Annotated in this window: 21 protein-coding genes; 11 read left to right on the top strand and 10 right to left on the bottom strand. The window is 63.5% G+C overall.

The genetic code is table 11. The annotated features are described in order from the left end of the window. Nucleotides 1-183 precede the first annotated feature (183 nt). The 4 genes from K289_RS0107980 to K289_RS0107965 all read left to right on the top strand — a co-directional run bounded on the left by K289_RS0107980 (nucleotide 184) and on the right by K289_RS0107965 (nucleotide 5,579). The gene (locus K289_RS0107980; protein WP_027551012.1) at nucleotides 184-945 is read left to right on the top strand and encodes an SDR family NAD(P)-dependent oxidoreductase; all 762 of its coding nucleotides are present in this window, start codon (nucleotides 184-186) and stop codon (nucleotides 943-945) included. Between the two features lie 42 nt (nucleotides 946-987). After that, nucleotides 988-1,824, top strand: a complete 837-nt coding sequence (locus K289_RS0107975) for an enoyl-CoA hydratase family protein (RefSeq protein WP_027551011.1) — start codon at nucleotides 988-990, stop codon at nucleotides 1,822-1,824. A 101-nt stretch (nucleotides 1,825-1,925) separates the two neighbouring features. Then, complete coding sequence (locus K289_RS0107970; RefSeq protein ID WP_027551010.1) at nucleotides 1,926-4,277, top strand: bifunctional salicylyl-CoA 5-hydroxylase/oxidoreductase; 2,352 nt, start codon at nucleotides 1,926-1,928, stop codon at nucleotides 4,275-4,277. 51 nt (nucleotides 4,278-4,328) lie between these two features. Continuing rightward, nucleotides 4,329-5,579, top strand: a complete 1,251-nt coding sequence (locus tag K289_RS0107965; RefSeq protein WP_027551009.1) for a flavin-dependent oxidoreductase — start codon at nucleotides 4,329-4,331, stop codon at nucleotides 5,577-5,579. A gap of 87 nt (nucleotides 5,580-5,666) precedes the next feature. Here the strand turns inward: K289_RS0107965 and K289_RS0107960 are convergent, their stop codons facing one another. Continuing rightward, nucleotides 5,667-6,122, bottom strand: a complete 456-nt coding sequence (locus K289_RS0107960; RefSeq protein WP_027551008.1) for a cupin domain-containing protein — start codon at nucleotides 6,120-6,122, stop codon at nucleotides 5,667-5,669. A gap of 33 nt (nucleotides 6,123-6,155) precedes the next feature. After that, nucleotides 6,156-7,331, bottom strand: a complete 1,176-nt coding sequence (locus K289_RS0107955; RefSeq protein ID WP_027551007.1) for an ABC transporter substrate-binding protein — start codon at nucleotides 7,329-7,331, stop codon at nucleotides 6,156-6,158. Between the two features lie 265 nt (nucleotides 7,332-7,596). On the opposite strand from K289_RS0107955, the gene K289_RS0107950 reads away from it, so the two are divergent. The 3 genes from K289_RS0107950 (at nucleotide 7,597) to K289_RS0107940 (ending at nucleotide 10,406) form a co-directional block, all read left to right on the top strand. Further along, the gene (locus tag K289_RS0107950; protein WP_027551006.1) at nucleotides 7,597-8,088 is read left to right on the top strand and encodes a MarR family winged helix-turn-helix transcriptional regulator; all 492 of its coding nucleotides are present in this window, start codon (nucleotides 7,597-7,599) and stop codon (nucleotides 8,086-8,088) included. Nucleotides 8,089-8,237: 149 nt separating this feature from the next. Continuing rightward, nucleotides 8,238-9,929, top strand: coding sequence for a benzoate-CoA ligase family protein (locus K289_RS0107945; RefSeq protein ID WP_027551005.1), 1,692 nt, complete (start codon nucleotides 8,238-8,240; stop codon nucleotides 9,927-9,929). A 15-nt stretch (nucleotides 9,930-9,944) separates the two neighbouring features. Then, nucleotides 9,945-10,406: a RidA family protein gene (locus K289_RS0107940; RefSeq protein ID WP_027551004.1), complete on the top strand. Its 462-nt coding sequence runs from the start codon at nucleotides 9,945-9,947 to the stop codon at nucleotides 10,404-10,406. A 14-nt stretch (nucleotides 10,407-10,420) separates the two neighbouring features. Here K289_RS0107940 and K289_RS0107935 read toward each other — a convergent pair whose 3' ends face one another. The 3 genes from K289_RS0107935 to K289_RS0107925 all read right to left on the bottom strand — a co-directional run bounded on the left by K289_RS0107935 (nucleotide 10,421) and on the right by K289_RS0107925 (nucleotide 13,837). Next, nucleotides 10,421-11,149 (bottom strand): CBS domain-containing protein, encoded by a 729-nt coding sequence (locus K289_RS0107935; RefSeq protein ID WP_027551003.1) that lies wholly within the window; start codon nucleotides 11,147-11,149, stop codon nucleotides 10,421-10,423. Nucleotides 11,150-11,310: 161 nt separating this feature from the next. Then, on the bottom strand, nucleotides 11,311-12,294 hold the full coding sequence (locus tag K289_RS0107930) for a CHAD domain-containing protein (RefSeq protein WP_027551002.1): 984 nt from the start codon (nucleotides 12,292-12,294) through the stop codon (nucleotides 11,311-11,313). Nucleotides 12,295-12,304: 10 nt separating this feature from the next. Beyond that, complete coding sequence (locus tag K289_RS0107925) at nucleotides 12,305-13,837, bottom strand: bifunctional aminoglycoside phosphotransferase/ATP-binding protein (RefSeq protein WP_027551001.1); 1,533 nt, start codon at nucleotides 13,835-13,837, stop codon at nucleotides 12,305-12,307. Nucleotides 13,838-14,086: 249 nt separating this feature from the next. Here K289_RS0107925 and K289_RS0107920 point away from each other — a divergent pair, with 249 nt between their 5' ends. Both K289_RS0107920 and K289_RS0107915 read left to right on the top strand, forming a co-directional pair. Continuing rightward, a complete protein-coding gene (locus tag K289_RS0107920; protein WP_027551000.1) occupies nucleotides 14,087-14,911 on the top strand; it encodes a universal stress protein in 825 nt (274 codons plus the stop codon). A gap of 64 nt (nucleotides 14,912-14,975) precedes the next feature. Beyond that, on the top strand, nucleotides 14,976-17,669 hold the full coding sequence (locus K289_RS0107915) for a bifunctional acetate--CoA ligase family protein/GNAT family N-acetyltransferase (protein ID WP_027550999.1): 2,694 nt from the start codon (nucleotides 14,976-14,978) through the stop codon (nucleotides 17,667-17,669). A 57-nt stretch (nucleotides 17,670-17,726) separates the two neighbouring features. Here K289_RS0107915 and K289_RS0107910 read toward each other — a convergent pair whose 3' ends face one another. After that, complete coding sequence (locus tag K289_RS0107910) at nucleotides 17,727-18,077, bottom strand: c-type cytochrome (RefSeq protein WP_035684245.1); 351 nt, start codon at nucleotides 18,075-18,077, stop codon at nucleotides 17,727-17,729. Beyond that, entirely contained in the window at nucleotides 18,077-18,832 is a 756-nt protein-coding gene (locus K289_RS0107905; protein ID WP_371260793.1) for a universal stress protein, read from the bottom strand. Before K289_RS0107905 ends, K289_RS0107910 begins: the two co-directional genes overlap by 1 nt. Before the next feature lie 239 nt (nucleotides 18,833-19,071). On the opposite strand from K289_RS0107905, the gene K289_RS44070 reads away from it, so the two are divergent. After that, the gene (locus K289_RS44070) at nucleotides 19,072-20,898 is read left to right on the top strand and encodes an alpha/beta hydrolase (RefSeq protein WP_035684242.1); all 1,827 of its coding nucleotides are present in this window, start codon (nucleotides 19,072-19,074) and stop codon (nucleotides 20,896-20,898) included. A 9-nt stretch (nucleotides 20,899-20,907) separates the two neighbouring features. Here K289_RS44070 and K289_RS0107895 read toward each other — a convergent pair whose 3' ends face one another. From K289_RS0107895 to K289_RS0107885, 3 genes are all read right to left on the bottom strand, one after another. After that, entirely contained in the window at nucleotides 20,908-21,891 is a 984-nt protein-coding gene (locus K289_RS0107895; RefSeq protein WP_027550996.1) for a zinc-dependent alcohol dehydrogenase family protein, read from the bottom strand. A gap of 75 nt (nucleotides 21,892-21,966) precedes the next feature. Further along, complete coding sequence (locus tag K289_RS0107890; protein WP_027550995.1) at nucleotides 21,967-22,428, bottom strand: phage holin family protein; 462 nt, start codon at nucleotides 22,426-22,428, stop codon at nucleotides 21,967-21,969. Next, nucleotides 22,429-22,704, bottom strand: a complete 276-nt coding sequence (locus tag K289_RS0107885) for a hypothetical protein (protein WP_027550994.1) — start codon at nucleotides 22,702-22,704, stop codon at nucleotides 22,429-22,431. It lies immediately after the preceding gene. A gap of 165 nt (nucleotides 22,705-22,869) precedes the next feature. On the opposite strand from K289_RS0107885, the gene K289_RS0107880 reads away from it, so the two are divergent. After that, nucleotides 22,870-24,006 (top strand): MlaE family lipid ABC transporter permease subunit, encoded by a 1,137-nt coding sequence (locus K289_RS0107880; protein WP_027550993.1) that lies wholly within the window; start codon nucleotides 22,870-22,872, stop codon nucleotides 24,004-24,006. Nucleotide 24,007 lies beyond the last annotated feature (1 nt).

Raw genomic sequence — 24,007 nt, 5'->3', positions numbered from 1 at the left:
TGGCCAGGTGATGCTAACAGGCTTGTCGGTGATGGGAAGCGATAATTTTATACCTAAAGCAATTTTCGGGCCGGGCAGGCTGGACGTGCGTCGGCGACTGCGACGGACGCGGCTTCATTTGCAAATGTTTGAAGGTTAAAATATATCGGAGTGAACGGTCGCAGTTGCCCAGGGAGCAAGCGCATGTCCGGATTGCCGCATTCGCCGCACGCGCTCGTGACTGGTGGCGGTCGAGGCATTGGTCGTGCAATCGCCGCCACGCTCGCTGGTGCCGGCGCCACGGTGACGGTGCTCGGTCGGAATGTGGCCGCGCTGCAAGAGGCTGTTGGCGCAGGGGCCGCACATTTTGCAGTCGTGGCCGACGTCTCGGACGAAGCTGCATTGAAGGCTGCAATCGCGGAAGCGAGCGCGCTCCAGCCAATCGATATCCTTGTCGCCAACGCCGGCAGCGCAGAATCGGCGCCGTTCGTGAAATCGGACAGCGCCCTTTTCGCGCGCATGATGGACGTCAATTTCATGGGGGTGGTTCACGCCGTCCGGGCCGTCTTGCCCGGGATGAAGGACCGTCCCTATGGGCGTATCGTCGCCATCGCGTCGACGGCCGGACTGAAAGGTTATGCCTATGTCAGCGCGTATAGCGCCGCAAAGCACGCCGTGATCGGGCTGGTGCGTTCGCTCGCACTTGAGATGGCAGGCAGCAACGTGACGGTGAATGCGGTGTGCCCAGGCTTCACCGACACCGACTTGGTCGCCGGCAGCATCGAGAACATCATGAAGAAGACCGGGCGAAGCCGCGAGCAGGCCATCGCCGAGCTCGCACGCCACAATCCGCAGGGACGGCTGATCACACCTCAAGAAGTGGCGGACGCGGTGCTCTGGTTGTGCGGCGAGGGTGCTGGCGCGATCACCGGGCAGGCGATTGCCGTGGCCGGCGGCGAGATTTAGCCTGCGCGGCACAGGCGCAGAACAGGGAAGTAAGGAGATCGCATGAGCAGACCAGCCAATCCCGTGACCGTGCCGCTCGCGGACTATTCACCGCAGCACTTCCTGCTGGCCGTGATCGACGGTGTTGCGACGGTGACGCTCAATCGTCCCGAACGGAAAAATCCGCTGACCTTCGAGAGCTATCGGGAACTCACCGATTTCTTCCGCGCCTGCGCGTTCGACGACGCGGTGAAGTCCATCGTCGTCACCGGCGCTGGCGGCAATTTCTCGTCGGGCGGAGACGTGTTCGAGATCATCGGCCCGCTGGTAAAAATGGACACCAAGGGGCTGACCGCGTTTACGCGGATGACCGGTGATCTCGTCAAGGCCATGCGGGCGTGCCCGCAGCCGATTGTTGCCGCGGTGGAGGGGATTTGCGCCGGCGCCGGCGCGATCATCGCCATGGCGTCGGACATGCGGCTCGCGGCAACCGGGGCCAAGGTGGCGTTCCTGTTCAACAAGGTCGGCCTTGCCGGCTGCGACATGGGCGCCTGCGCGATCCTGCCGCGGATTATCGGACAGTCCCGCGCTTCCGAGCTGCTCTACACCGGGCGGTTCATGACCGCGGAGGAGGGCGAGCGCTGGGGCTTTTTCAGCCGCATCGTCACGCCTGAGCAAGTGCAGGCGCAGGCGCAGGCGCTGGCAAGGCAGGTCGCGGAAGGCCCGACTTTCGGCAACACCATGACCAAGCGGATGCTGGCCATGGAATGGGCGATGTCGGTGGAGGAAGCGATCGAGGCGGAAGCCGTGGCGCAGGCCCTGTGCATGACCACGGCCGATTTCGAGCGCGCCTTCGAGGCTTTTGCCAACAAGGTCAAGCCGGTCTTCAGGGGCGACTGAGCCGGCGGCTACCGGCCGCCACTAATCCGCCTACGGGGGCTTGTCAGAAATTATTTTAGGGTTAAAATAATTTCATTGCCGGATAGATTGGCGAGGCTCCCATGAAAGTCGCGATCATCGGTGGCGGACCTGCGGGTCTCTACGCTGCGATCCTGCTCAAGAAGCAGCGCCCGAGCGCCGAAATCACGGTGTATGAGCGCAACCGCGCCGATGACACCTTCGGCTTCGGTGTGGTGTTCTCGGACGCCACGCTGGATAATTTCGAGAAGCACGATCTTCCAAGCTATCGCCGTATCACCCAGGAATTCGCCTACTGGGACGACATCGCCGTGCATTTTCGCGGCACGGTGCACCGCGTCGGCGGCAACGGCTTTTGCGGCTGCTCGCGGCGCAAGCTGCTTCTGATCCTGCAGGAGCGGGCGCGCGAGCTCGGCGTCAACCTGCGTTTCGAAGTCGATATCGACGACGAATCCCGCTTCGCAGACGCCGATCTGATCCTGCTTGCCGACGGCATCAACAGCCGCTTCCGCGAAAAACATGTCGATCATTTCCAGCCGGAGATCGACGTTCGCACCAATATGTTCGCCTGGATGGGGTCGACCAAACCGCTCGATGCCTTCACCTTCATCTTCCAGGAAACCGAGTGGGGACCCTTCATCGCCCACGCCTATCAATACGAAGCCGGTCATTCGACCTGGATCTTCGAAACCGATCCGGAGACGTTCGAGCGAGCCGGCTTGAAGGGACTGAACGAGAGCCAGTCCGCCGCACGGATGGCCGAGATCTTCGGCTGGTTCCTCGATGGGCATCAACTGCTCACCAACCGCTCGATGTGGCGCAATTTCCCGATGATCCGCAGCAAGCGCTGGGTCAAGGACAACATGGTGCTGCTCGGCGACGCCAAAGCAAGCGCGCATTTCTCGATTGGGTCGGGCACGAAGCTCGCGATGGAAGACGCGATCGCGCTCGCCGACGCGATGCAGGCCGCGCCCAACATCAAGGCCGCGCTTGAGCTTTATGAGCACGGCCGCCGCGAGGAGGTGGAGAAGACGCAGCACGCCGCCGACGTCTCGCTGGTCTGGTTCGAGCATGTCGATCGCTTCTGGGACTTCGACCCCGTGCAGTTCGCCTTCGGCGTGATGACGCGCTCGAAGGCGATCACCTACGACAACCTCAAGCTCCGCGCGCCCGATTTCGTCGCCGAGGTCGACAAGTCGTTCGCCAGGCGGGTTCGCGACAGTGGCTTCGATGTCGACGCCGACAGGCCGTTGGTGCCGCTGTTCCAGCCGTTCCGCTTGCGCGAGATGGAGATTGCCAATCGTGCCGTGATGTCGCCGATGTGCATGTATTCGGCGAAGGAAGGTGTTCCGACCGATTTCCATCTGGTGCATTACGGATCGCGTGCGATCGGGGGGGCCGGACTGATCTTCACGGAGATGACCTGCGTCAGCCGTGACGCCCGGATCACGCCCGGCTGCGCTGGCCTTTGGAATGACGAGCAAGAGGCCGCCTGGCGGCGCATCGTGGATTTCGTTCACGTCAATTCGGCTGCGAAGATCTGCCTGCAATTGGGACATGCCGGCCGCAAGGGCGCGACCAAGCTGATGTGGGACGGAATGGATCGGCCGCTGGAGGAGGGCGGCTGGGAGGTGTTCTCGGCATCGCCGCTGCCGTATTTCCCTGACAGCCAAGTTCCGCGCGAACTCGACCGCGCCGGAATGAACGCCGTGAGAGGCGCCTTCGTCGCGGCGGCCGAGCGCGGCGAGCGCTGCGGCTTCGACATGCTCGAATTGCACTGTGCCCACGGCTATCTGCTGGCGAGCTTCATCTCGCCGCTGACCAACACTCGCACAGACGAATATGGCGGCCCGCTCGCCAACCGCCTGCGTTTCCCGCTCGAGGTCTTCGAGGCGCTGCGGGCGGTGTGGCCATCGCACAAGCCGATGTCGGTGCGCATTTCTGCAACGGATTGGGCTGAGGGTGGCATCAACGGCGATCACGCGGTCGAGGTCGCGCGCGCCTTCGGCGAGGCCGGTGTCGACCTCGTGGACGTCTCGACCGGGCAGACTGTGCGCGATGGGCAGCCAATCTATGGCCGCATGTTCCAGACGCCGTTTTCCGATCAGGTGCGCAACGAAGCGCGCGTGGCCACCATGTGCGTCGGCAACATCACGACCGCGGATCAGGCCAACACGATCCTGGCCGCCGGCCGCGCGGATCTCGTCGCGCTCGGCCGGCCGCATCTGGTCGATCCCTTCTTCACCATGAAGGCAGCCGCCTGGTATGGGGCGGACGAGACGTTCTGCCCGCCGCAATATCTGCCGGGCAAGGACCAGATCTTCCGCAACAGCGTGCGCGACCGGCAGGATCTCGAGGAGCTGAGAATTAAGGCTAAGCCCAAGACCCGGGCCGAGCTCAAGGCGGAGGCGACAAAGCCGCTTGCGGCGGAGTGACCGCCCGTGCGACGTTAACCCATTGCCTGTGTTTCGAGTGGAGTTGGGGCGATGAAGGCGATTATCGTCGGCGGCGGTATCGGAGGTCTCACCACGGCTTTGATGCTGCGCTCGCGCGGCATTGGCTGCGAGATTTTCGAGCAGGCCGATACCATCCGCGAGCTTGGCGTCGGCATTAATACGCTGCCGCATGCCATGCGTGAGCTCGCCGGGCTTGGCCTGCTGCAGAAGCTCGACGACGTCGCGATCCGCACCGACCAGCTCTATTATCTCAATCGCCACGGCCAGGAGGTCTGGCGCGAGGCCCGTGGCATCGATGCCGGCCATGATGTGCCGCAATTCTCGATCCATCGCGGGCGCCTCCAGGGCGTCATTCATCGCGCTGTCGAGGAGCGGCTTGGGCCTCAGTCGATTCATACCGGTTGTCGCCTCGGTGCCTTCACGCAGGACGAGGGCGGCGTCACGGCCTACTTCTTCGATCGGTCGGGCGCACACGTCCACACCACGCGCGGCGACATTCTGGTCGGCGCTGACGGCATCCATTCGCGCGTGCGCGAAACGCTGTTCCCGAATGAAGGGCCGCCCTGCTGGAATGGCCTGATGTTGTGGCGCGGTGCGCGGGACTGGCCGCTGTTCCTCACCGGAAAATCCATGATCGTCGCCGGCGGCCTCAACGCCAAGGTCGTCATCTATCCGATCGCGGAAGGTTCGAGCCCGGCGAGCCGTCTCACCAACTGGGCGGTGCTGGTGAGGGTCGGCGAGGGCAATGCGCCGCCGCCACGCAAGGAGGATTGGTCGCGGCCGGGCCGGCGCGAGGAACTGATGCCGCATGTGGCACGCTTCTCCGTGCCCTATATCGATGTGAAGAGCCTGATCTCGGCCACGCCCGAATTCTATGAATATCCGACCTGCGACCGCGATCCCTTGCCCTATTGGTCGTCGGGCCGGGTCACGCTGCTCGGCGATGCCGCGCATCCGATGTATCCGGTCGGCTCGAACGGCGCGTCGCAGGCGATCCTCGACGCACGCTGTCTCGCCGACGCGCTGGTGCGCGCCGAGCATCCGCGCCAGGCGCTGGTCGAATACGAGAAGAAGCGCCTGCCGATGACCGCGGAGATCGTCCGCTCCAACCGGCGTGGCGGTCCGGAAGGCGTCATCGACGCCGTCGAGCAGCTTGCGCCTGACGGCTTCGACAATGTCGACAACGTCCTCAGCTACTCCCAGCGCGAGGCGATCGTGCGCGGCTACGCCACCAAGGCCGGCTTCGCCGCGGTGCCCGGCCTCGCGGCAGTGCGGGCTTAAGCGCGATGAATGATCATCACCCTTAAAACTTTTGATTGAGCATGACCCTTCCGGAAAACCGCTGCACACTTTTCCGGGGTCGTGCTGCTAGCCGCCGGGGGGCGGCGGCAGGAAGTGGATGTTGAACTCGGCGGCCATCGCCACCACGTCCTCCGGCTTCTGCTCCTTCATGTTGTGAAGGCCCCAGAACAGCTCGTAGAGCTTGCGGCTTGGCGAGACCCAAAACAGCACCTTTGCAGTCTGTTCCGACTTGTTGAAGATGCCGTGCGGCACGCCCATGCCAAGCCGGATCAGATCGCCCGTGGTCGCCTGTGCCTCGGAATTGCCAAGCATGAAGTCGAGCTTTCCCTCCAGCATGTAGAGATACTCATCCTGGTCGGGGTGGATGTGCGGCGGCACGAACGTGCCCGGCGGCAGCGTCGCGTGCCAGGAGAAGCTGTGCTCGGCGTAGCTCTTCGGCACATAGGTCTGGCCGAGGATGTTCCAGGAAATGCCCTGGATCCCCTCATTCGCCCGCGTGATGCCGGTAATTTCGCTCTTCATTGAAGTCCTCCCGTAACTCGTTCGCGCGCCGTGCTAGTTCGCCGGCTTGCAGTTCTTGGCATAACGATCGCCATAGTTCTCGAAAACCTTCTGAACGATCTCAGTCTGGAACTTGCCGTCCGGACGCTTGGCGACCCTGGTCAGATAGAAGTCCTGGATCGGATAGCCGTTGGTGTTGAACTTGAAGGCGCCGCGCAGCGAGGTGAAGTCGGCCTTCTTCAACGCCGCCGCGACGGCGTCCTTGTTGGAGAGGTCGCCCTTCACCGCCTTGACGGCGCTGTCGATCAGCATCGCGGCGTCATAGGCCTGGAACGCATAGGTGCCGGGCACGCCGTTGTAGGCGGCCTCATAGGCCGCGACGAACTTCTTGTTCTGCGGATTGTCGAGATTGGGCGCCCAGTTCGCGCCGCCGAACATGCCGACCGCGGCGTCCTGCTGCGCAGGCAGCGTTGACTCGTCGACGGTGAAGGCCGACAGCACCGGAATGGTGTCGGCGAGGCCGGCTTGTCGATATTGCTTGACGAGATTGACGCCGAGGCCGCCCGGCATGAACGTGAAGAGCGCATCGGGCTTCTGCGATGAAATCTTGGAGAGCTCCGGCTGGAAGTCCAGCGTGTTGAGCGGCATATAGGATTCCTCGACAATCTCACCCTTGTAGTCGAGCTTGAAGCCCGCCACCGAATCCTTGCCGGCCTGATAGTTCGGCACCATCAGGTACATGCGCTTGTAGCCGCGATCCTGCGCGACCTTGCCGAGGATCTCGTGAACCTGATCGTTCTGATACGACGTCACATAGAAGAACGGATTGCAGTCCTTGCCGGCATAGGTCGACGGGCCGGCATTAGGGCTGATCAGGAAAACCTTCGATTCCGTGACGGGGCGGTGGATCGCCTGGAGGATGTTGGAGAAGATCGGCCCGACCACGAAGTCGACCTTGTCGCGCTCGAGCAGGCCCTTGACCTTGGTGACGGCCGCGTCCGGCTTCAACTCGTCGTCGGCGACGATCACCTCGACATCGCGGCCGCCCATCTTGCCGCCGAGGTCCTTGACCGCCAGCGCAAAGCCGTCGCGGACCTGCTGGCCAAGAGCAGCGGCGGGACCCGACAGCGTGAGGATCACGCCGATCTTGATCTTCTCCTGGGCGAGAGCAGGGTTCATCGTGGTGCCGAGCAGCAGGGCGATTGCGGCAAATGTCGATCGCTTCTTCATGATTTGTCCCCCCGTGACTATCGGGCTTGCGCTGCAAGCCGCATACTCCGATCCGAGCTTATGCCGATGATGGCGCCCGCGGCAAGCAAAGCCCCGCCGCCTCCATCGAGCGGGGCAGGGCATGCAAGCCGCGCGCCAGTTATTTGAAGCCTAAAGAATATCGCGTGCGGTTGATTGTTGCAGGTTTGGACTTGCAGCCGGCTTGAATATATTTGAAGCTCAAAACGATAGGTGAATCCGCGCCGGCGCCAATGGACTGCACCAGATGCTTGATTCCGAGACCAAGGCCGTCGAACTTCCGGAGGACCATGCCGAAGAGCTTCGGCTGTGGCTGCGGCTGCTGACCTGCACGACCCTGATCGAGGGCGAAGTCCGTGGCCGCTTGCGGCAGCGGTTCGATGTCACTCTGCCCCGTTTCGATCTGATGGCGCAGCTCGACAAGGCGACCGATGGCATGACGCTGTCCGACGTCTCCAAGCGCATGATGGTGTCCAACGGCAACGTGACCGGCCTCGTCGAACGCCTTGTCGAATCCGGCCATCTCGACCGCCGTACCTCGGATACGGATCGCCGCGTCCAGGTGATCCGGCTCACCAAACTCGGCCGCGCCGAGTTTCGCAGGATGGCCGCGGAGCACGAGACCTGGATCGCCGATCTCTTTGCCGATCTCACGCCGAAAGACGTGCGCGAGTTGATGCGTCTCCTGGCCAAGACCAAGGCATCGGCGCAGAAATCGGCCGGTCGCCGCCGGGCCTAGGCCTGCGGGCGGGCCCTGTTCCCCAATCCCAATTTGCCGCACGAAAAAGCAGGGTGTGCTCAAAATCCTCTATTGCGCCAAATTATTTTAAGCCTAAAATGTTTTCCAAGAGTGCTGCCGGGTGCTTTCCATGCTGAAAGGAGCGTGCGATGGCCAACGCCGCCAAGATTCAAGTGTCGGGCTCGCATGACGGCAACGCTGCGACCGCCCACGTCGATCCATTTGCCCGGCAACATCTGCCGCCGCGCGATCTTTGGCCCGAATTCATCTTCACCCGGCCGGAGCTGCACTATTCGCCGCGACTGAACTGCGTCAGCTCTTTTCTCGATCGCTGGGTCGAGCAGGGCCATGGTGACGCGCCGTGCGTCATCAGTCCCGCCGTCAGCTACAGTTACCGCGAGCTGCAGGAGCTCGTGAATCGCATCGCCAACGTACTTGTTGGCAGGCTCGGTTTGGTGACGGGCGGGCGCGTTCTGCTGCGCTCGGCCAACAATCCCATGATGGTCGCAACCTATCTCGCCGTGATCAAGGCCGGCGGCATTGTCGTTGCGACGATGCCGCTGCTGCGCGCCAAGGAGCTGTCATATCCGATCCAGAAGGCGGATATCGCGCTCGCGCTCTGCGACGGCAAGCTCTCGGAAGAAATGGAGAAAGCGAAGGCCGCCGCGCCTGGTCTCAAGCGCGTCGTCTATTGGGGCAACGGCGCCGCGGACTCGCTCGAGGCGTTGATCGCGGATGCAAGTCCGGAGTTCAGGGCGGTCGATACCGCTGCCGACGATATCTGCCTGATCGCCTTCACATCGGGTACGACCGGCGATCCCAAGGGCACCATGCATTTCCACCGCGACATGCTGGCGGTGTGCGACGGCTATGCGCGCAATATTTTGCGGGCCGAGCAGAAGGATCGCTTTATTGGTTCGGCGCCCCTTGCGTTCACGTTCGGCTTTGGCGGCGTGCTGTTTCCGATGCACATCGGCGCCTCATTCGTGGTCCTGGAAAAGACGACGCCGGACGATGTGCTGGCGGCGATCGAGAACTACCAGACCACCGTGTGCTTCACCGCGCCGACTGCATACCGGGCCATGCTCGGCAAGCTCGCCGGCCGCGACATCTCCTCCTTGCGGAAATGCGTTTCTGCGGGCGAGACACTGCCCAAGCCGACATTCGACGCCTGGCTCAGGGCCACCGGCATCAAGCTGATGGATGGTATCGGCTCGACCGAGTTGCTGCACATCTTCATCAGCGCGACCGAGGACGAGATCCGCGCCGGTGCGACCGGAAAGCCGGTCCCGGGCTATGAGGCGAAGATCGTCGATGACGACGGCAATGACGTGCCGGCCGGCACCATGGGGCGGCTCGCCGTTCGTGGGCCGACCGGCTGCCGATATCTCGCCGACGAGCGGCAACGCAAATATGTCCAGAACGGCTGGAACATCACGGGCGATACTTATCTGATGGATAGCGACGGCTACTTCTGGTACCAGTCGCGCTCCGACGACATGATCGTGTCGGCCGGCTACAACATCGCAGGCACGGACGTCGAGGCGGCGCTGCTCACGCATCCTGCGGTCGTCGAGTGCGGTGTCGTCGGAGCACCCGACGAGGCGCGGGGCATGATCGTGAAGGCCTATGTGGTCGCCGCGCCGGGTGTGACGCCGGACTCGCAGCTCGTCACCGAGTTACAGGAGCACGTGAAGCGCGAGATCGCTCCCTACAAGTATCCGCGCGCGATCGAGTTTGTGACGCAGCTGCCGAAGACCGAGACGGGAAAATTGAAGCGCTTCGCTCTTCGACAACTGGCACAGGCCGCGGCGGCGTCCTCGGGCGTCGCGGCAGAATGAGAGAAGGATAGAGAATTGTCCGTGACCCCGAAAGCTCCGCAGCTTGCGGTGCTGCCCATCGCCGCTGAGGATGAGGCGCCTTCAGTGCCGCAAATCCTCCAGCCCTCCGGCTGGCCGATGCCGAAGGGCTATGCCAACGGCATGGCTGCGGACGGCCGCATCGTCGTCACCGGCGGGGTGATCGGTTGGGATGCGGAGGAGCGTCTGGCGGAAGGCTTCGTCGCGCAAGTGCGCCAGGCCCTGAGCAACATCAAGGCGATTCTCGCCGAAGCCGGTGCGCGGCCCGAACACCTCGTGCGCCTGACCTGGTACGTCGTCGACATGGACGAATACCTCGCGAACCTGAAGGAGCTGGGGCAGGCGTACCGGACGATCTTCGGTACGCACTATCCGGCGATGGCGCTGGTCCAGGTCGTTCGCCTCGTCGAGAAGGCGGCACGCGTCGAAATCGAGGCCACCGCCGTCATTCCTCGCTGATTGTGCAAGGCCGATCAGCTTGCCTTGGCGAGGCCATCGTCCTCGGGCGAGTTCAGGTAGATGCCGGACATGGTGTCGACCCAGCAGAGATGGTCATGCACCTTCTTCACGCCTTCGACGTTCTCCGCGGCGACGATCGCGGCTTTGCGCGCGCGTTCTTCCGTGATGACGCCGCTGAGGTGAACGATGCCGTCGCGAACGATGACATTCAGGCCGAACGGGCACCAATCGTACTTCTCCATGGTCGCGATGATGCGGCTGCGGATGTGATCGTCGTCGGCCGTCGGATCCGGCACCTCGCGAGCGAGGCTCGCCACCGCCTGTAACAGGTTGGCGCGAGATACGATGCCGACGAGCTCATCACCGCGAACCACAGGCAGGCGCTTCACGTTGTGCCGTTCCATGAGATCGGCGATTTCGGCGAGCGCGGTATCTTCGGTGATGGTCACGGGCGAGGTCGTCATCACCTCCGAGATCTTGCGACCATGCTCCTGGACGAAATCGCTGGCCGAGTTGCCGGGGCCGAGGATGAAGCGCAGCAGGCCGCGCCGCTTGCGCCCGGTTCCGATCTCGCTGCGGCGGATGAAATCCCCCTCCGACACGATGCCCATCAGCTTGCCGGCATCGTCGACCACCGTGAGGCCGCTGACGTGCCGTTGCAGCATGATGTTCGCTGCCTCCACGATGCTGGTCTCGGGCGTGACCGAAATGACCGGCCGGGTCATGATCTGATGGGCGCGCATGGCGAACTCCGCAAGTTCCAATGAATTCCGATGTGCGAATTTTAGTCCGGGTGGGGGGGGGCTGGTTTGACTCAGGTCAAGCCAACGAAGTCGATCAATCCTGTTGACCAAATGCGATGGCCGCCTGGCTTGATCCAGCCCGCGGAGCGCACTCGGATTGTCTAGTCGTCGGCTTCGGGACTGCGCGCGAGGTCGGACGAGCGGAACGGCTTGGCCTTGTCCAGTTTCCGATAGGCAGCCTTTGCAGTTCGCAGCAGCCGCATTTCCCGCTTGCGATCGAGGAAGCGAACACCCGCGTCGGATCCCGCTCCGCCCAATGAGTCAGCCAGAGTCTGACCTCGTGCATCGTCATTGAGCTGCCCGAGAGATCTCTGCGCCTTGCGCAATTGCTTGAGGACCGACTTCTGCTTCGTGAGCGAATCGTCGGAGAACAGGTCCTCCAGCGATTCGATCGAATAGGTCACCCGCTTGTTGAGAAGCCGCAGTCTGTGCCGTTTCTCAACGCTGAGCTTGCCGAGCTTGCGGGCCTTCTTGAGGAGCGTCTTCTCCCATTCGGTGAGTTGAGCCGCCGCATGGTCGGCGAGCGGGCAGCGGCGCAGACGGATGGCCTCCTTGCTGCGCCTGGTCGACCAGGGGCCGCTCTCGATCCAGCCAGAGGTCTGCTCGATCAGGCGCCGATACCGCGCCGATTGCAGCGCCCGGGCCAGGAGGCGATGGCTCTCGGCGCGCTTTTCGTCCCAGGACTGAAGCTCGGCGATCACCGCGAGCTCATCGCCGGTGGCCGCGACGACGCGTTCGATCGCGACGTCGAGGTCCCGCACCATGCCGAGCTGGCTATTCAGCCATTTCAGCTCGGCCCAGACCACCGGCCGCACGGCGTCGTCGACCACCGGCGAGAAGAAGCGGATGGCGGTCCGCAAGTGCGTCAGCGCGATCCGTATCTGATGCAGCGCCTCGGGGTCGCCGCGGCAGGTGCCATCGTGCCGGGCGAGGACGGCGTCGAGGTGTCGCCGCGCGATGATCCGAAAGGCCGTATCACAGGCCATACCCGGGCTGAGCCGGCCGGGCAGGGCATTGCGTTTCGCCGCCGGCTTGGCGGGCGCGGTCGAAGTCGTGCTGGGTCGCGCCGTCCTTGCCCGCGCCAATCAGATTACCTTACCTGCCCTCGGCGATCGCCATCCGGCAGCGCTGCAGTGTCTGCTCAGGTGTCCCGGATGCATCGATGGTCGCCCAACCAACATGGCCGATATTATAGTGCTCTTGCAGCGCAGCAACCTCTTGCGTGGCGTCGGACGCATCCGCTCGCCGGCTGCCGATTCGGGCCTGCCGCGTCGCGAGGTCCGCGACCAGGAATAGCCCGGCCAGGGGGACCTTGCAGTCCCGGGCAAGCGCGGCGACGGCATCGCGCTCGGATTCGCGTGCAAAGACGGCATCGACAATGGCGGAATGGCCCTGCTTCAGCACGCGGCGGGCATGCTCGGTCAAAGTCTCGTAAACGCGCAATGTGACGTCGGGCTGATACGTGGATGACGGCAGCCGGTCCGTGTCCCCGACCCCGAACAAGCGCTTGCGAATGACGTCGCTGCGCAGCACGACAGCCCCTGGCTGTGGTGCGACGACCGGCGCAAGCGCGCGGGCCAGCACCGACTTCCCGGTACCCGACAATCCGCCGACCGCGATCAGACGGGGCGCGGGAGGCTGGATCAGCGCCTGGGCGAGGTTGAAATAGCGGCTTGCGCCGTCGAGAATGCCGGGACGATCGGAATGAGGCCGGTTCAGCCGCGCCAGCGCCACCTGGGCGCGGATCGCAGCCCGGATCGACATGAATAGCGGCAGAGCGCCAAGCGCGTCGAGATGGTCGAGCGACGTAGAGGCGAGATAGTGGTTGAGGACGGTATTGGCCGCCAGTGGCTGGTCGTGACGCAACAGATCCATCAGCGTGAACGCTAGATCGTAGAGCACGTCGACGGTTGCAAGTCGGGGGTCGAACTCGACGGCGTCGAACAGCACGGGTTGTTCGTCGATCAGCACGATATTGGCGAGATGCAGGTCGCCGTGGCAGCGGCGCACGAAGCCTTGACGGCCGCGTTTCTCCAGCAGGACACGGATGCGTTGGAACGCATCGTGCGAGGCTTGATCAAGTCGTTCGATCTCCATTGCTGCAAAATGATTGCCGTTTCGTAGGCCAGCGGTGTTTCCCTCGATGAGCGCCGGGATCGAGGAGACCCATGCGCTGCCCTCCGCGGGCGGCGCGACCCTATGCGAGTTCGCGATGGCGTCGGCGATCGCTGAGGCGAGGTCCGCGTCGAGCACTCCGGCCTTCGCCAGATGATCGAGCGTCCGGCTTTCGTCAAAGCGGGACATCTCCACCGCGTATTCGATCGGATTGCCGGGCCCGCCGACCTCCACCGCGCCATCCGGCCCCTCCGCGATCGCCACGACGCGGCGATAGATCTGCGGCGCCAGGGGCCGGTTGATCCTGATCTCCTCCTCGCAGGCCGCCTTGCGCTTTTCGAGGGTCGAATAGTCAAGGAATGGAAGCCGGACGGCCCGCTTGATCTTCAGCGCACGCGGCCCGTCGAGAAAGACCGAGGCAGCATGCGTATCGATCCTCACTGCGTCAGGACGTGTGGCGGGATCGCTGAGTGCTGCAAAGATCCGGTCCTGGGTCGCGGCGTCGTCCGTCATTGAGAATGTCATGTGCAGGTACGATCACTCACCCGGGTCGGAGCCGCAGGTTGTCTCTCCGGGGCACCAGCAGGCGCGTCCGCGCTTCGGGGCAGGCGGTTCCAATCAAGTTAACCGTAGAAGCGCGGTCGAGCGAGTCCTTGACTTCCGTCAAGCGCTGTCATCGGCTGGCTGCAGGTATTCCCGACTTGACGAGGATCAAGCGCCCCGACGGAGGGGCGGCCTATCCTGCCACCAAGGAGAATTCCGATGCCCATCAAGGATGTGTTTCTTCCGCTTATCGGTCAGCCGCGCGAGCCGACGCTTGCCGCGATCGAAAAATGCGTAGCCGTCGCCGCCGATCTCGGCGCCCGGATCACCGGGCTTGCGCTGGAGGAAGATATTTTCGTGCGGCCGAAAGCGGTGCTCCCGGATGATCTGGAGTCCGCCGCCGAGGCCGGCGACGTGCAGCAGCTCCTGAATGCGTTCAACAATGCCGCTTCACGCGCGGGCATCCGCGCCCAAAGCCGATCGGGTAAGGTACCGGCGGACCAGGTCGCAGTGACTTTGGCGGAGTACGCCCGCTTCAGCGATCTCTCGCTGATCCCGGTGAAGCCGCACGACAGTCGTACGGAGGCCGTCATCGAGACGTTCCTGTTCGAATCCGGCCGACCGCTCCTGCTCTGTCCGGAGCACCTCGTCAGCGAGCTGCGCACGGATTTCGAGAACGTCATGATCGCCTGGGATCACTCCGCGCGTGCGGCCCGCGCGGTTGGTGATGCGCTGCCGATCCTTCAGGCCGCCGCCTCGGTCCGCATCGTCACGGTGGCGGACGACAAGACCGAGGCGATCAACCGATCCGGGATGGACCTCGTCGACCATCTCAGGGAGCATGGGGCCTATGCCTCGTTCGAGACGGTGCAGGCCGGAGGCAGTTCGATCGGCAAGGTGCTCGGAAGCTGGGCTCAGTCCCAGGCGATTGATGCCATCGTCATGGGGGCCTACCGTCATTCCCGCCTGAACGAAATCGTCTGGGGCGGCGTTACCAAGACTGTCATCGGTCAGCCACCGTGCTGGGTTATGATCTCCCACTGATTGCTTCTTCCGAGCCGGATCTTCAATCTTCGGAACCAGCGCCCCGATTGGACGCACCGCATTCATGTCGACCTACCGTCTGAAAAATCTGCTGTCGCCGCGCTCGGTGGCGCTCGTCGGAGGGAGCCCCCGTCAGGTCTCGGTCGGACGTGCCGTCCTGGAGAACATTGGCAAGGCGCAGTTCAAGGGCCAGTTTGGGCTGGTGAACCCGCGCTATGCGGAGATCGGCGGCGTCGCCGCGGTCAAAAGCCTGGACATGCTGTCCTTCGTTCCCGAGCTTGTCGTGATCACCGCTCCCGCCCGCGAGGTTCCCGCAATCGTCGATCAGGCCGGCCGCCTCGGTTCGGCGGGTGCCCTGATCGTATCGGCCGGGCTCGGCCACGGACCGGGGTCTCTGCACGAGGCGACGATCACGGCTGCCAGGAAATATGGCATGCGGCTGATCGGGCCCAATTGTCTGGGCATCATGATACCGGGCGTGAGCCTCAATGCCAGCTTCGCCGCGCACATGCCGGGCGCGGGTAATCTTGCATTGATCTCGCAATCGGGCGCGATCGCCGCCGGCATGGTCGATTGGGCTGCGCAGCGCGGCGTCGGCTTCTCCGGCATCGTGTCGATCGGTGACCAGATCGACGTCGATATTGCCGACCTGCTCGATCATTTCGCGATGGACCACAAGACGCACGCGATCCTCCTCTACATCGAGGCCATCAAGGATGCGCGCAAGTTCATGTCGGCGGCGCGCGCCGCAGCGCGGGTGAAGCCGGTGGTGGTGGTGAAGTCCGGCCGCATGGCGCAGGGCGCGAAGGCGGCGGCCACGCATACCGGCGCTCTCGCAGGCGCGGACGCGGTTTATGACGCGGCATTCCGCCGCGCCGGCGTCCTCCGCGTCTCCGATCTGCGCGAGCTGTTCGATTGTGCGGAGACGCTTGGCCGTGTCGAATCGCCGACGGGAAAGCGCCTCGCCATCCTGACCAATGGCGGCGGCATCGGCGTCCTCGCCGTCGACCGCTTGGTGGAGCTTGGCGGAATCCCCGCGCCCATGACGGAAGATACGCGGCGCAATCTCGATGCGGTGTTGCCACCGACCTGGTCGGGTGCAAATCCAGTCGATATCGTGGGCGATGCCGATGCATCGCGCTATGCCGCGGCGCTGGGAGTTCTGCTTGCCGATCCCGGGAACGATGCGGTCCTGGTCCTCAACGTGCAGACCGCGATTGCCTCGGCGGCCGACATCGCAGCGACTGTCACCGAACAGGTCAGGGCATATCGAGATCGGCATCGCAGTTGGGCCAAGCCGGTGCTCGCTGCCTGGGTCGGCGCCGATCAGAAGATCGTCGAATCGCTGAGTGGCGCCCGCATTCCGAACTATCCGACCGAAGACGATGCGGTGCGCGGCTTCATGCATCTGGTCCGGCATCGCGAGGTGGTGGAGGAGCTGAGCCAGGTTCCGCCGGCGATGCCAGATACGTTCGTGCCTGACGCCGAGGCTGCCAGGCGGATCGTCGCAGGCGCGATCGCCGATGGACGCAAATGGCTCGAGCCAGTCGAGATCAAACGCCTGCTCGAAGCCTACGACATCGCGATGGTGCCGACCTATGCGGCCGCGGACGTCGACGAGGCCGTTGCCTATGCGAACGAGATGTTCGCGCAAGGCGCCACCGTCGTGCTCAAGATCATGTCGCGCGACATCGTCCACAAGTCCGATGTCGGTGGTGTCGTCCTCAACCTGACCACGCCCGAGGCCGTGCGCGTAGCCGCAGCCGACATTCTCGCCCGGGCGAGGAAGCTGCGTCCGGAAGCCCGCATCTCCGGTGTCATCGTGCAGGCGATGGTCGTCAAGGCGAAGGCGCGCGAGCTGATCCTGGGTCTTGCCGACGATCCGACTTTCGGCACCGTGGTCGTTTTCGGCCGGGGCGGGACGGCCGTGGAGATCATCAACGACAGGGCGCTCGCGCTGCCGCCGCTCGATTTACAGCTCGCCCGCGACCTGATCGAACGCACGCGCGTCTCGCGGCTGCTGCGCGCCTATAGGGACGTGCCCGCCGTCAAGGAGAACGCCGTCGCCATGGTGCTGGTCAAGCTGGCGCAGATGGCCGCCGACATTCCCGAGATCCGCGAATTCGACATCAACCCGCTGCTCGCGGACGAAACCGGCGTGACGGCGGTCGATGCGCGCGTCATCGTGGGGCCGCCGCAACGGAAATTCGCAGGCTCCGGCCCTGCCAATTTCGCCGTTCGCGCCTATCCGTCGCAATGGGAGCGCCACTTCGCGCTCAAGGACGGCCGGCGCATCTTCGCCCGGCCGCTGCGTCCCGAGGACGAGCCGGCGATTCACAAGTTTCTGCGTCACGTGACGCCGAACGATCTCCGTCTCCGCTTTTTCGCGCCGATGAAGGAATTTACCCACGAATTCATCGCGCGCCTGACCCAGCTCGACTACGCCCGCGCGATGGCGTTCATCGCGTTCGACGAAGCCACCAACGAGATGGTGGGCGTGGTCCGGATCCATTCGGACTCGATCTACGAGACCGGTGAATACGCCATTTTGCTGCGCTCCGACCTCAAGGGCAAAGGACTTGGATGGGCCCTGATGCAGATGATCATCGAATATGCGAAGTCGGAGGGTCTGAAGACGATATCGGGCGACGTGCTCAAGGAGAACACCGTGATGCTCGACATGTGCCGCCAGCTCGGCTTCGAGGTGAAGCCGGATCGGACCGAGCCGGACATCTGCGACGTCAGGCTGAAGCTCTGAGCGAGGGCTCCGCGTTTAGGAGCTTGCTCCGCTCGACTCGCGGCCGCGTGTGCCGCCTTATTTCTCCAACGTCTTCAGGAACGCGATGAAATCGCCAACCTGATCGGCATCGAAGCTGAATTCCGGCATCGTCGGGTGCCCCGTGACGATGCCCTCGGCAAGGGCCTCCTGCAACTGCTCGACCGGGTATCGCTCGTGCAATGTGCGGAACGGGGGAGCGATCTTGAGAGGGCTGGGGCTGACTTTGTCGGTCGAGTGACATTTTGCGCAATAGAGCAGCGCAAGATGTCGTCCCTGCTCGACGTTCGAAGCCGCAGTTGGGCCTGAGAGGAGAAGAAGAGCCGCTGCGACGATGCTGCCTGCGATGGCGCGTTTGATTCGGAGATGCGTCCTCACATCAAGCTCCATCAGTGCGACATCAGGACGGGGAGGGTCATGCTGCGGAACATCTCCCGTGTAACGCCGCCGAACACCGTCTCCTGAAGCCGAGAATGCCCGTAGCCGCCCATGATCAGGAGGTCGAGGCTTTCATCCGCGGCAATCGACAGGATGCTCGACTGCAGATTGCCGCGGTCGGACTGAAGCGAAACGGTCTTCGCCGGCAGGCCCTTGCGCGCGAGGTGTTTCACCAGCCGGTCGGGCGATGCGTCGGCCGGCACGTCGGATGCGTTGAGAGTGATGATCGTTAGCGCGTCCGCTTCGGTGATGAATGGCGTCGCGTCCCGCAACGCGCGGGCGGCGAGACGGCTGCCGTCCCAGCAGATGCCGACGCGCGAGGCCTTGAAAGCACCGCGGAAAGTATAGGGAATGAACAGCAGCGGCCCGCCCGCCTGCAAGAGCAGTTCCTGCGGGAGCTGGTTGTCGAACGTGTCGCAATCCGGATCCGCTTGGGACACGATCGTGAGGTCGTAGAGCCGCGCCGCGGCGTCTACTCGCGAAACGATCTCGGCGATAGTTCCACTCAGTGCGTATTTTCCATAGTTGATCTGGGCGTGCTTCGCTTCAATCTCGAAAACGCGCAATGCCGCGTCGGCTCGTTCGATCGCGCGTTCGTACTCGAATTGCAGGGACGATGCGACGGCCGCGCCGCCTTCTGCAACGAAAGGAACATTGGTCGATGCATATCCCGTCGCAATTGCATCCAGGTGCGTGCCCGCGCGCATCGCGAGGGAGATGGAAGCATGAATGGCCGGCCGCGGTGACCGCTCTGTGGGAATGTGCACCAGTAGGTCCTTGAACATGTGTGCCTCCCGTTCCAACCTCGATGCTCAAGAGCAGCACATGTCGTCATCGAGGGCCTTGACGCACGTCAAAGCAGTGCCGGAGGTATTGGCCAGGGTTGACGCAGCTCAATCCGCCGACGGCCGATGGGGGTAGATTGCTGGGGCCAAGGGAGTTCACCATGTCGTCTCCAGCATCCGTCGGCCGTATTCCCACCGCTTCGAATTCCAACGAGGTCCTTGCGGGAGCTCCGCCGAACGTGGGAACGACGCCGGTACCGCCGCCCGCCTCCGAGATCGCCGTCGATGCCATCGACCGATCCTTCCACGCGGCGCTGGCGCGCTTCACTGGTGGCCTCTCGCCGGCCGCGCTCGCGCTGGCTTTTGCCGACTGGCAATTGCATCTCCTGGCCTCACCCGGAAAGCAGGCCAGTCTTGCCGGTCGGGCAATCCAGAGCGGGTTTGATTTTGTCGATGCCATGGTGCCGAGGCACGCAACGTTCCATCCTTGGACCGTGATCAGACCGCCGGAGAACGACCGCCGTTTCATGGGCACGGATTGGGAGCTGCCTTCCTTCAATCTCCTGGCCCAGGCCTTCCTGCTGACCCAACAATGGTGGCATTCGACGACGACCGGCATTCACGGATTGGCCCATTCGAACGCAGCAATTGCCGATTTCGCGCTTCGCCAATGCCTGGACACGATGGCCCCGACCAATTTCGCCATCAGCAATCCCGAGGTTCTGCGCAAGATCATGGAGACCGGCGGGGGCAATTTCGTCTACGGCCTGCACAACTTTGTCGAGGATTGGCAGGCTCTGCTCGCCGGCGCAAGGCTGAGGAGCGATCGGACCCATGTGGTGGGCAAGGACGTTGCAATCACACCCGGCAAGGTCGTCTATCGCAACGAGCTGATCGAGCTCATCCAGTATTCTCCGACGACGCCGACCGTGCGGCCCGAACCGGTTCTGATCGTGCCGGCCTGGATCATGAAGTACTACATTCTTGATCTGTCGCCGCGTAATTCTCTCGTCCGCTACCTGGTCGAAAGCGGCTTCACCGTCTTCATGATCTCGTGGAAGAACCCAACGCCCGAGTATCGCAATTTCAGTCTCGAAGATTATCGCGAACTCGGAGTGGAGGCCGCGATCGCCGCCATCAACTCGCTTCGGCCTGGGCAGGCCATCCATGCCGCGGGCTATTGCCTTGGCGGCACGCTGTTGTCGATCGAAGCGGCCAGGCTGGCCCGCGAGCGATCCGACTGCCTGCGAACAGTGACGCTGCTCGCAGCGCAGACCGATTTCACGGAAGCCGGCGAACTCACGCTGTTCATCAATGAAAGCCAGGTCGCGTTCCTGGAGGACATGATGTGGCGGCAAGGTTTGCTCGGAACCGCGCAGATGGCAGGGGCCTTCCAGATGTTGCGCACCAATGACCTGCTCTGGTCGCGCGTCGTACGGGACTATCTGGTCGGAGAGCGCGCCGCACCGAACGAACTGATGTCGTGGAATGCCGATGCCACGCGCATGCCCTATCAAATGCATTCCGATTATCTGCGGCGGCTGTTCCTCAACAATGATCTCGCCGAAGGGCGCTATCAGGTCAACGGCAGGCCGGTCGCTCTCTCGGATCTTCACATGCCGATGTTCGTTGTTGGTACGTTGCGCGACCATGTCGCGCCCTGGAAATCGACGTACAAGATCAATTTTCTAGCCGATGCGGACATCACGTACGTTCTGACGAGTGGCGGCCACAACGCCGGCATTGTCGCGCCTCCAGCCGAGGAGGGCCACAGCTATCAGATGCTCACCAAGAAGGCCCATGATCCCTATGTCGGCGCGGACGAGTGGATCCAGCGTGCGCCGTCTCACGAGGGATCATGGTGGACCGAGTGGACGCGATTTCTCGCCGCACATTCCGGTCAGCCTGTTTCGGCGTCGGCGGCGGGCGCGGAACAAAAAGGCGGGCCTTTGGGTGATGCGCCGGGCTCTTACGTGCTCGAGCAGTAGACGCGGGGATCAGGGCCGCAAAACGGCTGCGCCGACGAGCTTGCCGTCCCGCAGGCGGGCGAGCGCTTCGTTGGCCTCGGCGAGCGGGAATACAGTCGTGTGTGTCCGAATGTTGGCCTTTGCCGCGGCGGCGAGGAAATCGAAGCCGTCCTTTCGGGTCAGGTTCGCGACCGACATGATCTGCCGTTCACCCCATAGAATATGGTAAGGGAGCGTCGGAATGTCGGACATGTGAATGCCGGCGCACACAACGCGGCCGCCCTTGCGCACAGAGCGCAGGGCAAGCGGCACCAATGCTCCGACCGGCGCGTAGATGATGGCGGCATCGAGCTCGGTTGGCGGAATGTCCTCCGAGGCGCCGGCCCAGTCCGCGCCAAGCGAAAGCGCAAGTTGCTGTGCTTCCTGGTCGCCGCGACGGGTGAAGGCGTAGACTGTCCGTCCCTGCGCGAGCGCCACCTGCGCCACGATATGGCCGGCCGCGCCGAAGCCATAGATCCCGATCGTTCTGCCGTCGCCGGCCATCACCAGCGATCGCCAGCCGATCAGCCCGGCGCAGAGCAGGGGCGAGAGCGCTGTGTCCTCTCCGTGCTCACCGAGCGCAAAGCAATATCTGGCATCAGCGACGAGATGGCTGGCGAAGCCGCCGTCGCGCGTGTAGCCGGTGAACTCGGGACGATCGCAGAGATTTTCCTTGCCAGCGCGGCAATAGAGGCATTCGCCGCAGGTGAAGCCGAGCCAGGGAACACCTACACGCATGCCCAGGTCCAGGTGATCGACGCCTGCGCCCAGTGCATCGATGCGGCCGACGACTTCGTGCCCGGGGATGATTGGATAGCGAATGCCGGGTAGCTCGCCATCCACGACGTGGAGGTCGGTCCTGCACACACCGCACGCGCTGACCCTGACGCGGACCTCGCCGGGGCCGGGGATCGGGTCGGGTCGTTGCTCGAACGTCAATGGCGCGCCGCGCGCGGAGAGAACCATCGCGTACATGTCGCATTCCCGTTACGGCTCGTAGTGCATCTCCAGGCGTGCCTCGCCGGTTCTGCGGCCAGTGTGCGGCCGTCGCTAAGAGGACGCAACAGGCGACTTCCGCAGGCTCTTCACGACGATCGCCACGAGCGGCGTGAGCAGCGGTAGCAGGCCGCTGAGCGGGTGGTGGACCGCGCCCGTCACTTGAGCATGGAGCGCGCGCGCCTCGAGTTGAATGGCTTCGATCGCTGCGTCATGGATTTCATTGGCAAGCTCAACCTCGAGTCCTGACGGCGGACGCCCCGCGACGACGAAGAGGATTGCCGCAATGGCGAAATTGATCGCACCAAGAATCGCCGCTGCGACGATGGCGCTCCAGATCTGGACCAGGGCGAAGTAGGCCGCCAATTCGAACAGAAGCAGGCCAAAGGCGGCGATCAGCGCTGCGAAGGCGCGCAGGCCCAGTCCGATCAGCAGATGGCGCAGCCTGATATCGGCGATGATCCGGTCGGTGCGCCAGAGCACACGCAGGTGCTTGACGATATTCTCCGTGTTCACCTAGTGCCTCCGCAGCATGAAGCCGACGACCACGCCGAGTGCGAAGGCTGAAGCGAGGGACGCCGCCGGACGTTCCGCGACAAGGTCACGGAGTTGTTCCCGTTCTTCACTGACGGTCTCGCCGAGCTCGGCCAGCGCGGCCTTGATCTGGTCAGCCAAGGCTTCGGCACCGTCCTTCGACGTCTCGAACGTCTGCTCGGCGGCCGTGTTCAGCAGGCGCGCGACATCGATCTTCATCGCTTTCAGCTCGTCGTTCAGCCTACCGGTGTCGAACATTGGCGGTCTCCATTCAATGGAACAAGCCTATGCGACCCGGCTCGATGGCCATTGATTTGCGTCAAGGGAGCTTTCCCGGGCCTTGGTTTGAGGCAAGTCAATCCAGTTGCGTCGCGGCGACCTAAAAACCCAAACGGATCGGAGTCGATCCATGAGGATACAGGTGTGAATTCGGAACCTCTGCTGCTGGCAACGCCGTCCGGCGACGCGCTTGAATTGAGGCCGGAAGGACCGTGGACCGCTGCCAATGTGTCGAAGCTCGACGCGCTTTCCCGGTCCGTCTGGGTCGCCGTCGACCGATCGAAGACCGTAACGCTCGATATGGCCGGTGTTAGCGAGCTCGACACGCTCGGCGCCTGGCTTCTGGAGAAACTGTCGCGCAGGGCGGCATCATCCGGTCGCGCGGCCGAGGTGGTCGGAATAGCCGACAATTTCAGCGGCCTGATGGACGAAGTGCGTCAGGTCAACCGGCACAATCCGGAGCCGGCACCTGTGCCCAATCCGCTTCTGGACAGGTTGCACGATCTCGGCAAGTCCACGGTCGACGCGCGGGAGGACATCACGATCTTCCTTCGGATGCTGGGCGCGCTGTTCATGTCCCTGATCGGCGTGTTGCGCCGGCCGCGGTCGCTGCGGCTGACATCGCTGGTCTATCAGCTCTATCGGATCGGCTGGCAGGCAATTCCGATTGTCATGCTGATCACCTTCCTGATCGGCGCGATCATCGCGCAGCAGGGATTTTTCCATTTCCGCAGGTTCGGCGCGGAGTCCTACACGGTTGACATGGTCGGCATCCTGGTGCTGCGCGAGCTGGGTGTCCTGATCGTCGCCATCATGGTCGCCGGCCGCTCGGGGAGCGCCTATACCGCCGAGCTCGGCTCGATGAAGATGCGCGAGGAGATTGATGCGCTCTCAACAATGGGGCTCGATCCGGTCGACGTTCTAATCTTGCCGCGGGTGGCCGCTCTGGTCATCGCGCTGCCGATCCTTGCCTTCATCGGCTCGATCGCTGCGCTCTATGGCGGTGGCCTGGTCGCGCAGTTCTACGGCGACATGGGCCCGGCGATCTACATCGCGCGCCTGCATGAGTCCATCTCCGTCACCCATTTCGAGGTCGGCATCCTGAAGGCGCCGTTCATGGCGCTGGTGATCGGGATCGTCGCCTGCAGCGAAGGATTGCGGGTGAAAGGCAGCGCCGAATCGCTCGGCAGACAGACGACGACTTCCGTGGTGAAGTCGATCTTCCTGGTGATCGTGCTCGACGGCCTGTTCGCGATCTTCTTTGCCTCGATCGGAATGTGAC

This window comes from Bradyrhizobium sp. Cp5.3, from assembly GCF_000426265.1.
In the GTDB taxonomy this organism is placed as follows: domain Bacteria; phylum Pseudomonadota; class Alphaproteobacteria; order Rhizobiales; family Xanthobacteraceae; genus Bradyrhizobium; species Bradyrhizobium neotropicale.
This window is presented reverse-complemented; position numbering and strand designations above follow the sequence as displayed.

Excerpts from the sequence above, each read along its gene's own strand:
- K289_RS0107980 (WP_027551012.1), top strand. The coding sequence starts at position 184 with ATGTCCGGATTGCCGCATTCGCCGCACGCGCTCGTGACTGGTGGCGGT.
- K289_RS0107975 (WP_027551011.1), top strand. The coding sequence starts at position 988 with ATGAGCAGACCAGCCAATCCCGTGACCGTGCCGCTCGCGGACTATTCA.
- K289_RS0107970 (WP_027551010.1), top strand. The coding sequence starts at position 1,926 with ATGAAAGTCGCGATCATCGGTGGCGGACCTGCGGGTCTCTACGCTGCG.
- K289_RS0107965 (WP_027551009.1), top strand. The coding sequence starts at position 4,329 with ATGAAGGCGATTATCGTCGGCGGCGGTATCGGAGGTCTCACCACGGCT.
- K289_RS0107960 (WP_027551008.1), bottom strand. The coding sequence starts at position 6,122 with ATGAAGAGCGAAATTACCGGCATCACGCGGGCGAATGAGGGGATCCAG.
- K289_RS0107955 (WP_027551007.1), bottom strand. The coding sequence starts at position 7,331 with ATGAAGAAGCGATCGACATTTGCCGCAATCGCCCTGCTGCTCGGCACC.
- K289_RS0107950 (WP_027551006.1), top strand. The coding sequence starts at position 7,597 with ATGCTTGATTCCGAGACCAAGGCCGTCGAACTTCCGGAGGACCATGCC.
- K289_RS0107945 (WP_027551005.1), top strand. The coding sequence starts at position 8,238 with ATGGCCAACGCCGCCAAGATTCAAGTGTCGGGCTCGCATGACGGCAAC.
- K289_RS0107935 (WP_027551003.1), bottom strand. The coding sequence starts at position 11,149 with ATGCGCGCCCATCAGATCATGACCCGGCCGGTCATTTCGGTCACGCCC.
- K289_RS0107925 (WP_027551001.1), bottom strand. The coding sequence starts at position 13,837 with ATGACGGACGACGCCGCGACCCAGGACCGGATCTTTGCAGCACTCAGC.
- K289_RS0107920 (WP_027551000.1), top strand. The coding sequence starts at position 14,087 with ATGCCCATCAAGGATGTGTTTCTTCCGCTTATCGGTCAGCCGCGCGAG.
- K289_RS0107915 (WP_027550999.1), top strand. The coding sequence starts at position 14,976 with ATGTCGACCTACCGTCTGAAAAATCTGCTGTCGCCGCGCTCGGTGGCG.
- K289_RS0107910 (WP_035684245.1), bottom strand. The coding sequence starts at position 18,077 with ATGGAGCTTGATGTGAGGACGCATCTCCGAATCAAACGCGCCATCGCA.
- K289_RS0107905 (WP_371260793.1), bottom strand. The coding sequence starts at position 18,832 with ATGCGCGCGGGCACGCACCTGGATGCAATTGCGACGGGATATGCATCG.
- K289_RS44070 (WP_035684242.1), top strand. The coding sequence starts at position 19,072 with ATGTCGTCTCCAGCATCCGTCGGCCGTATTCCCACCGCTTCGAATTCC.
- K289_RS0107895 (WP_027550996.1), bottom strand. The coding sequence starts at position 21,891 with ATGTACGCGATGGTTCTCTCCGCGCGCGGCGCGCCATTGACGTTCGAG.
- K289_RS0107885 (WP_027550994.1), bottom strand. The coding sequence starts at position 22,704 with ATGTTCGACACCGGTAGGCTGAACGACGAGCTGAAAGCGATGAAGATC.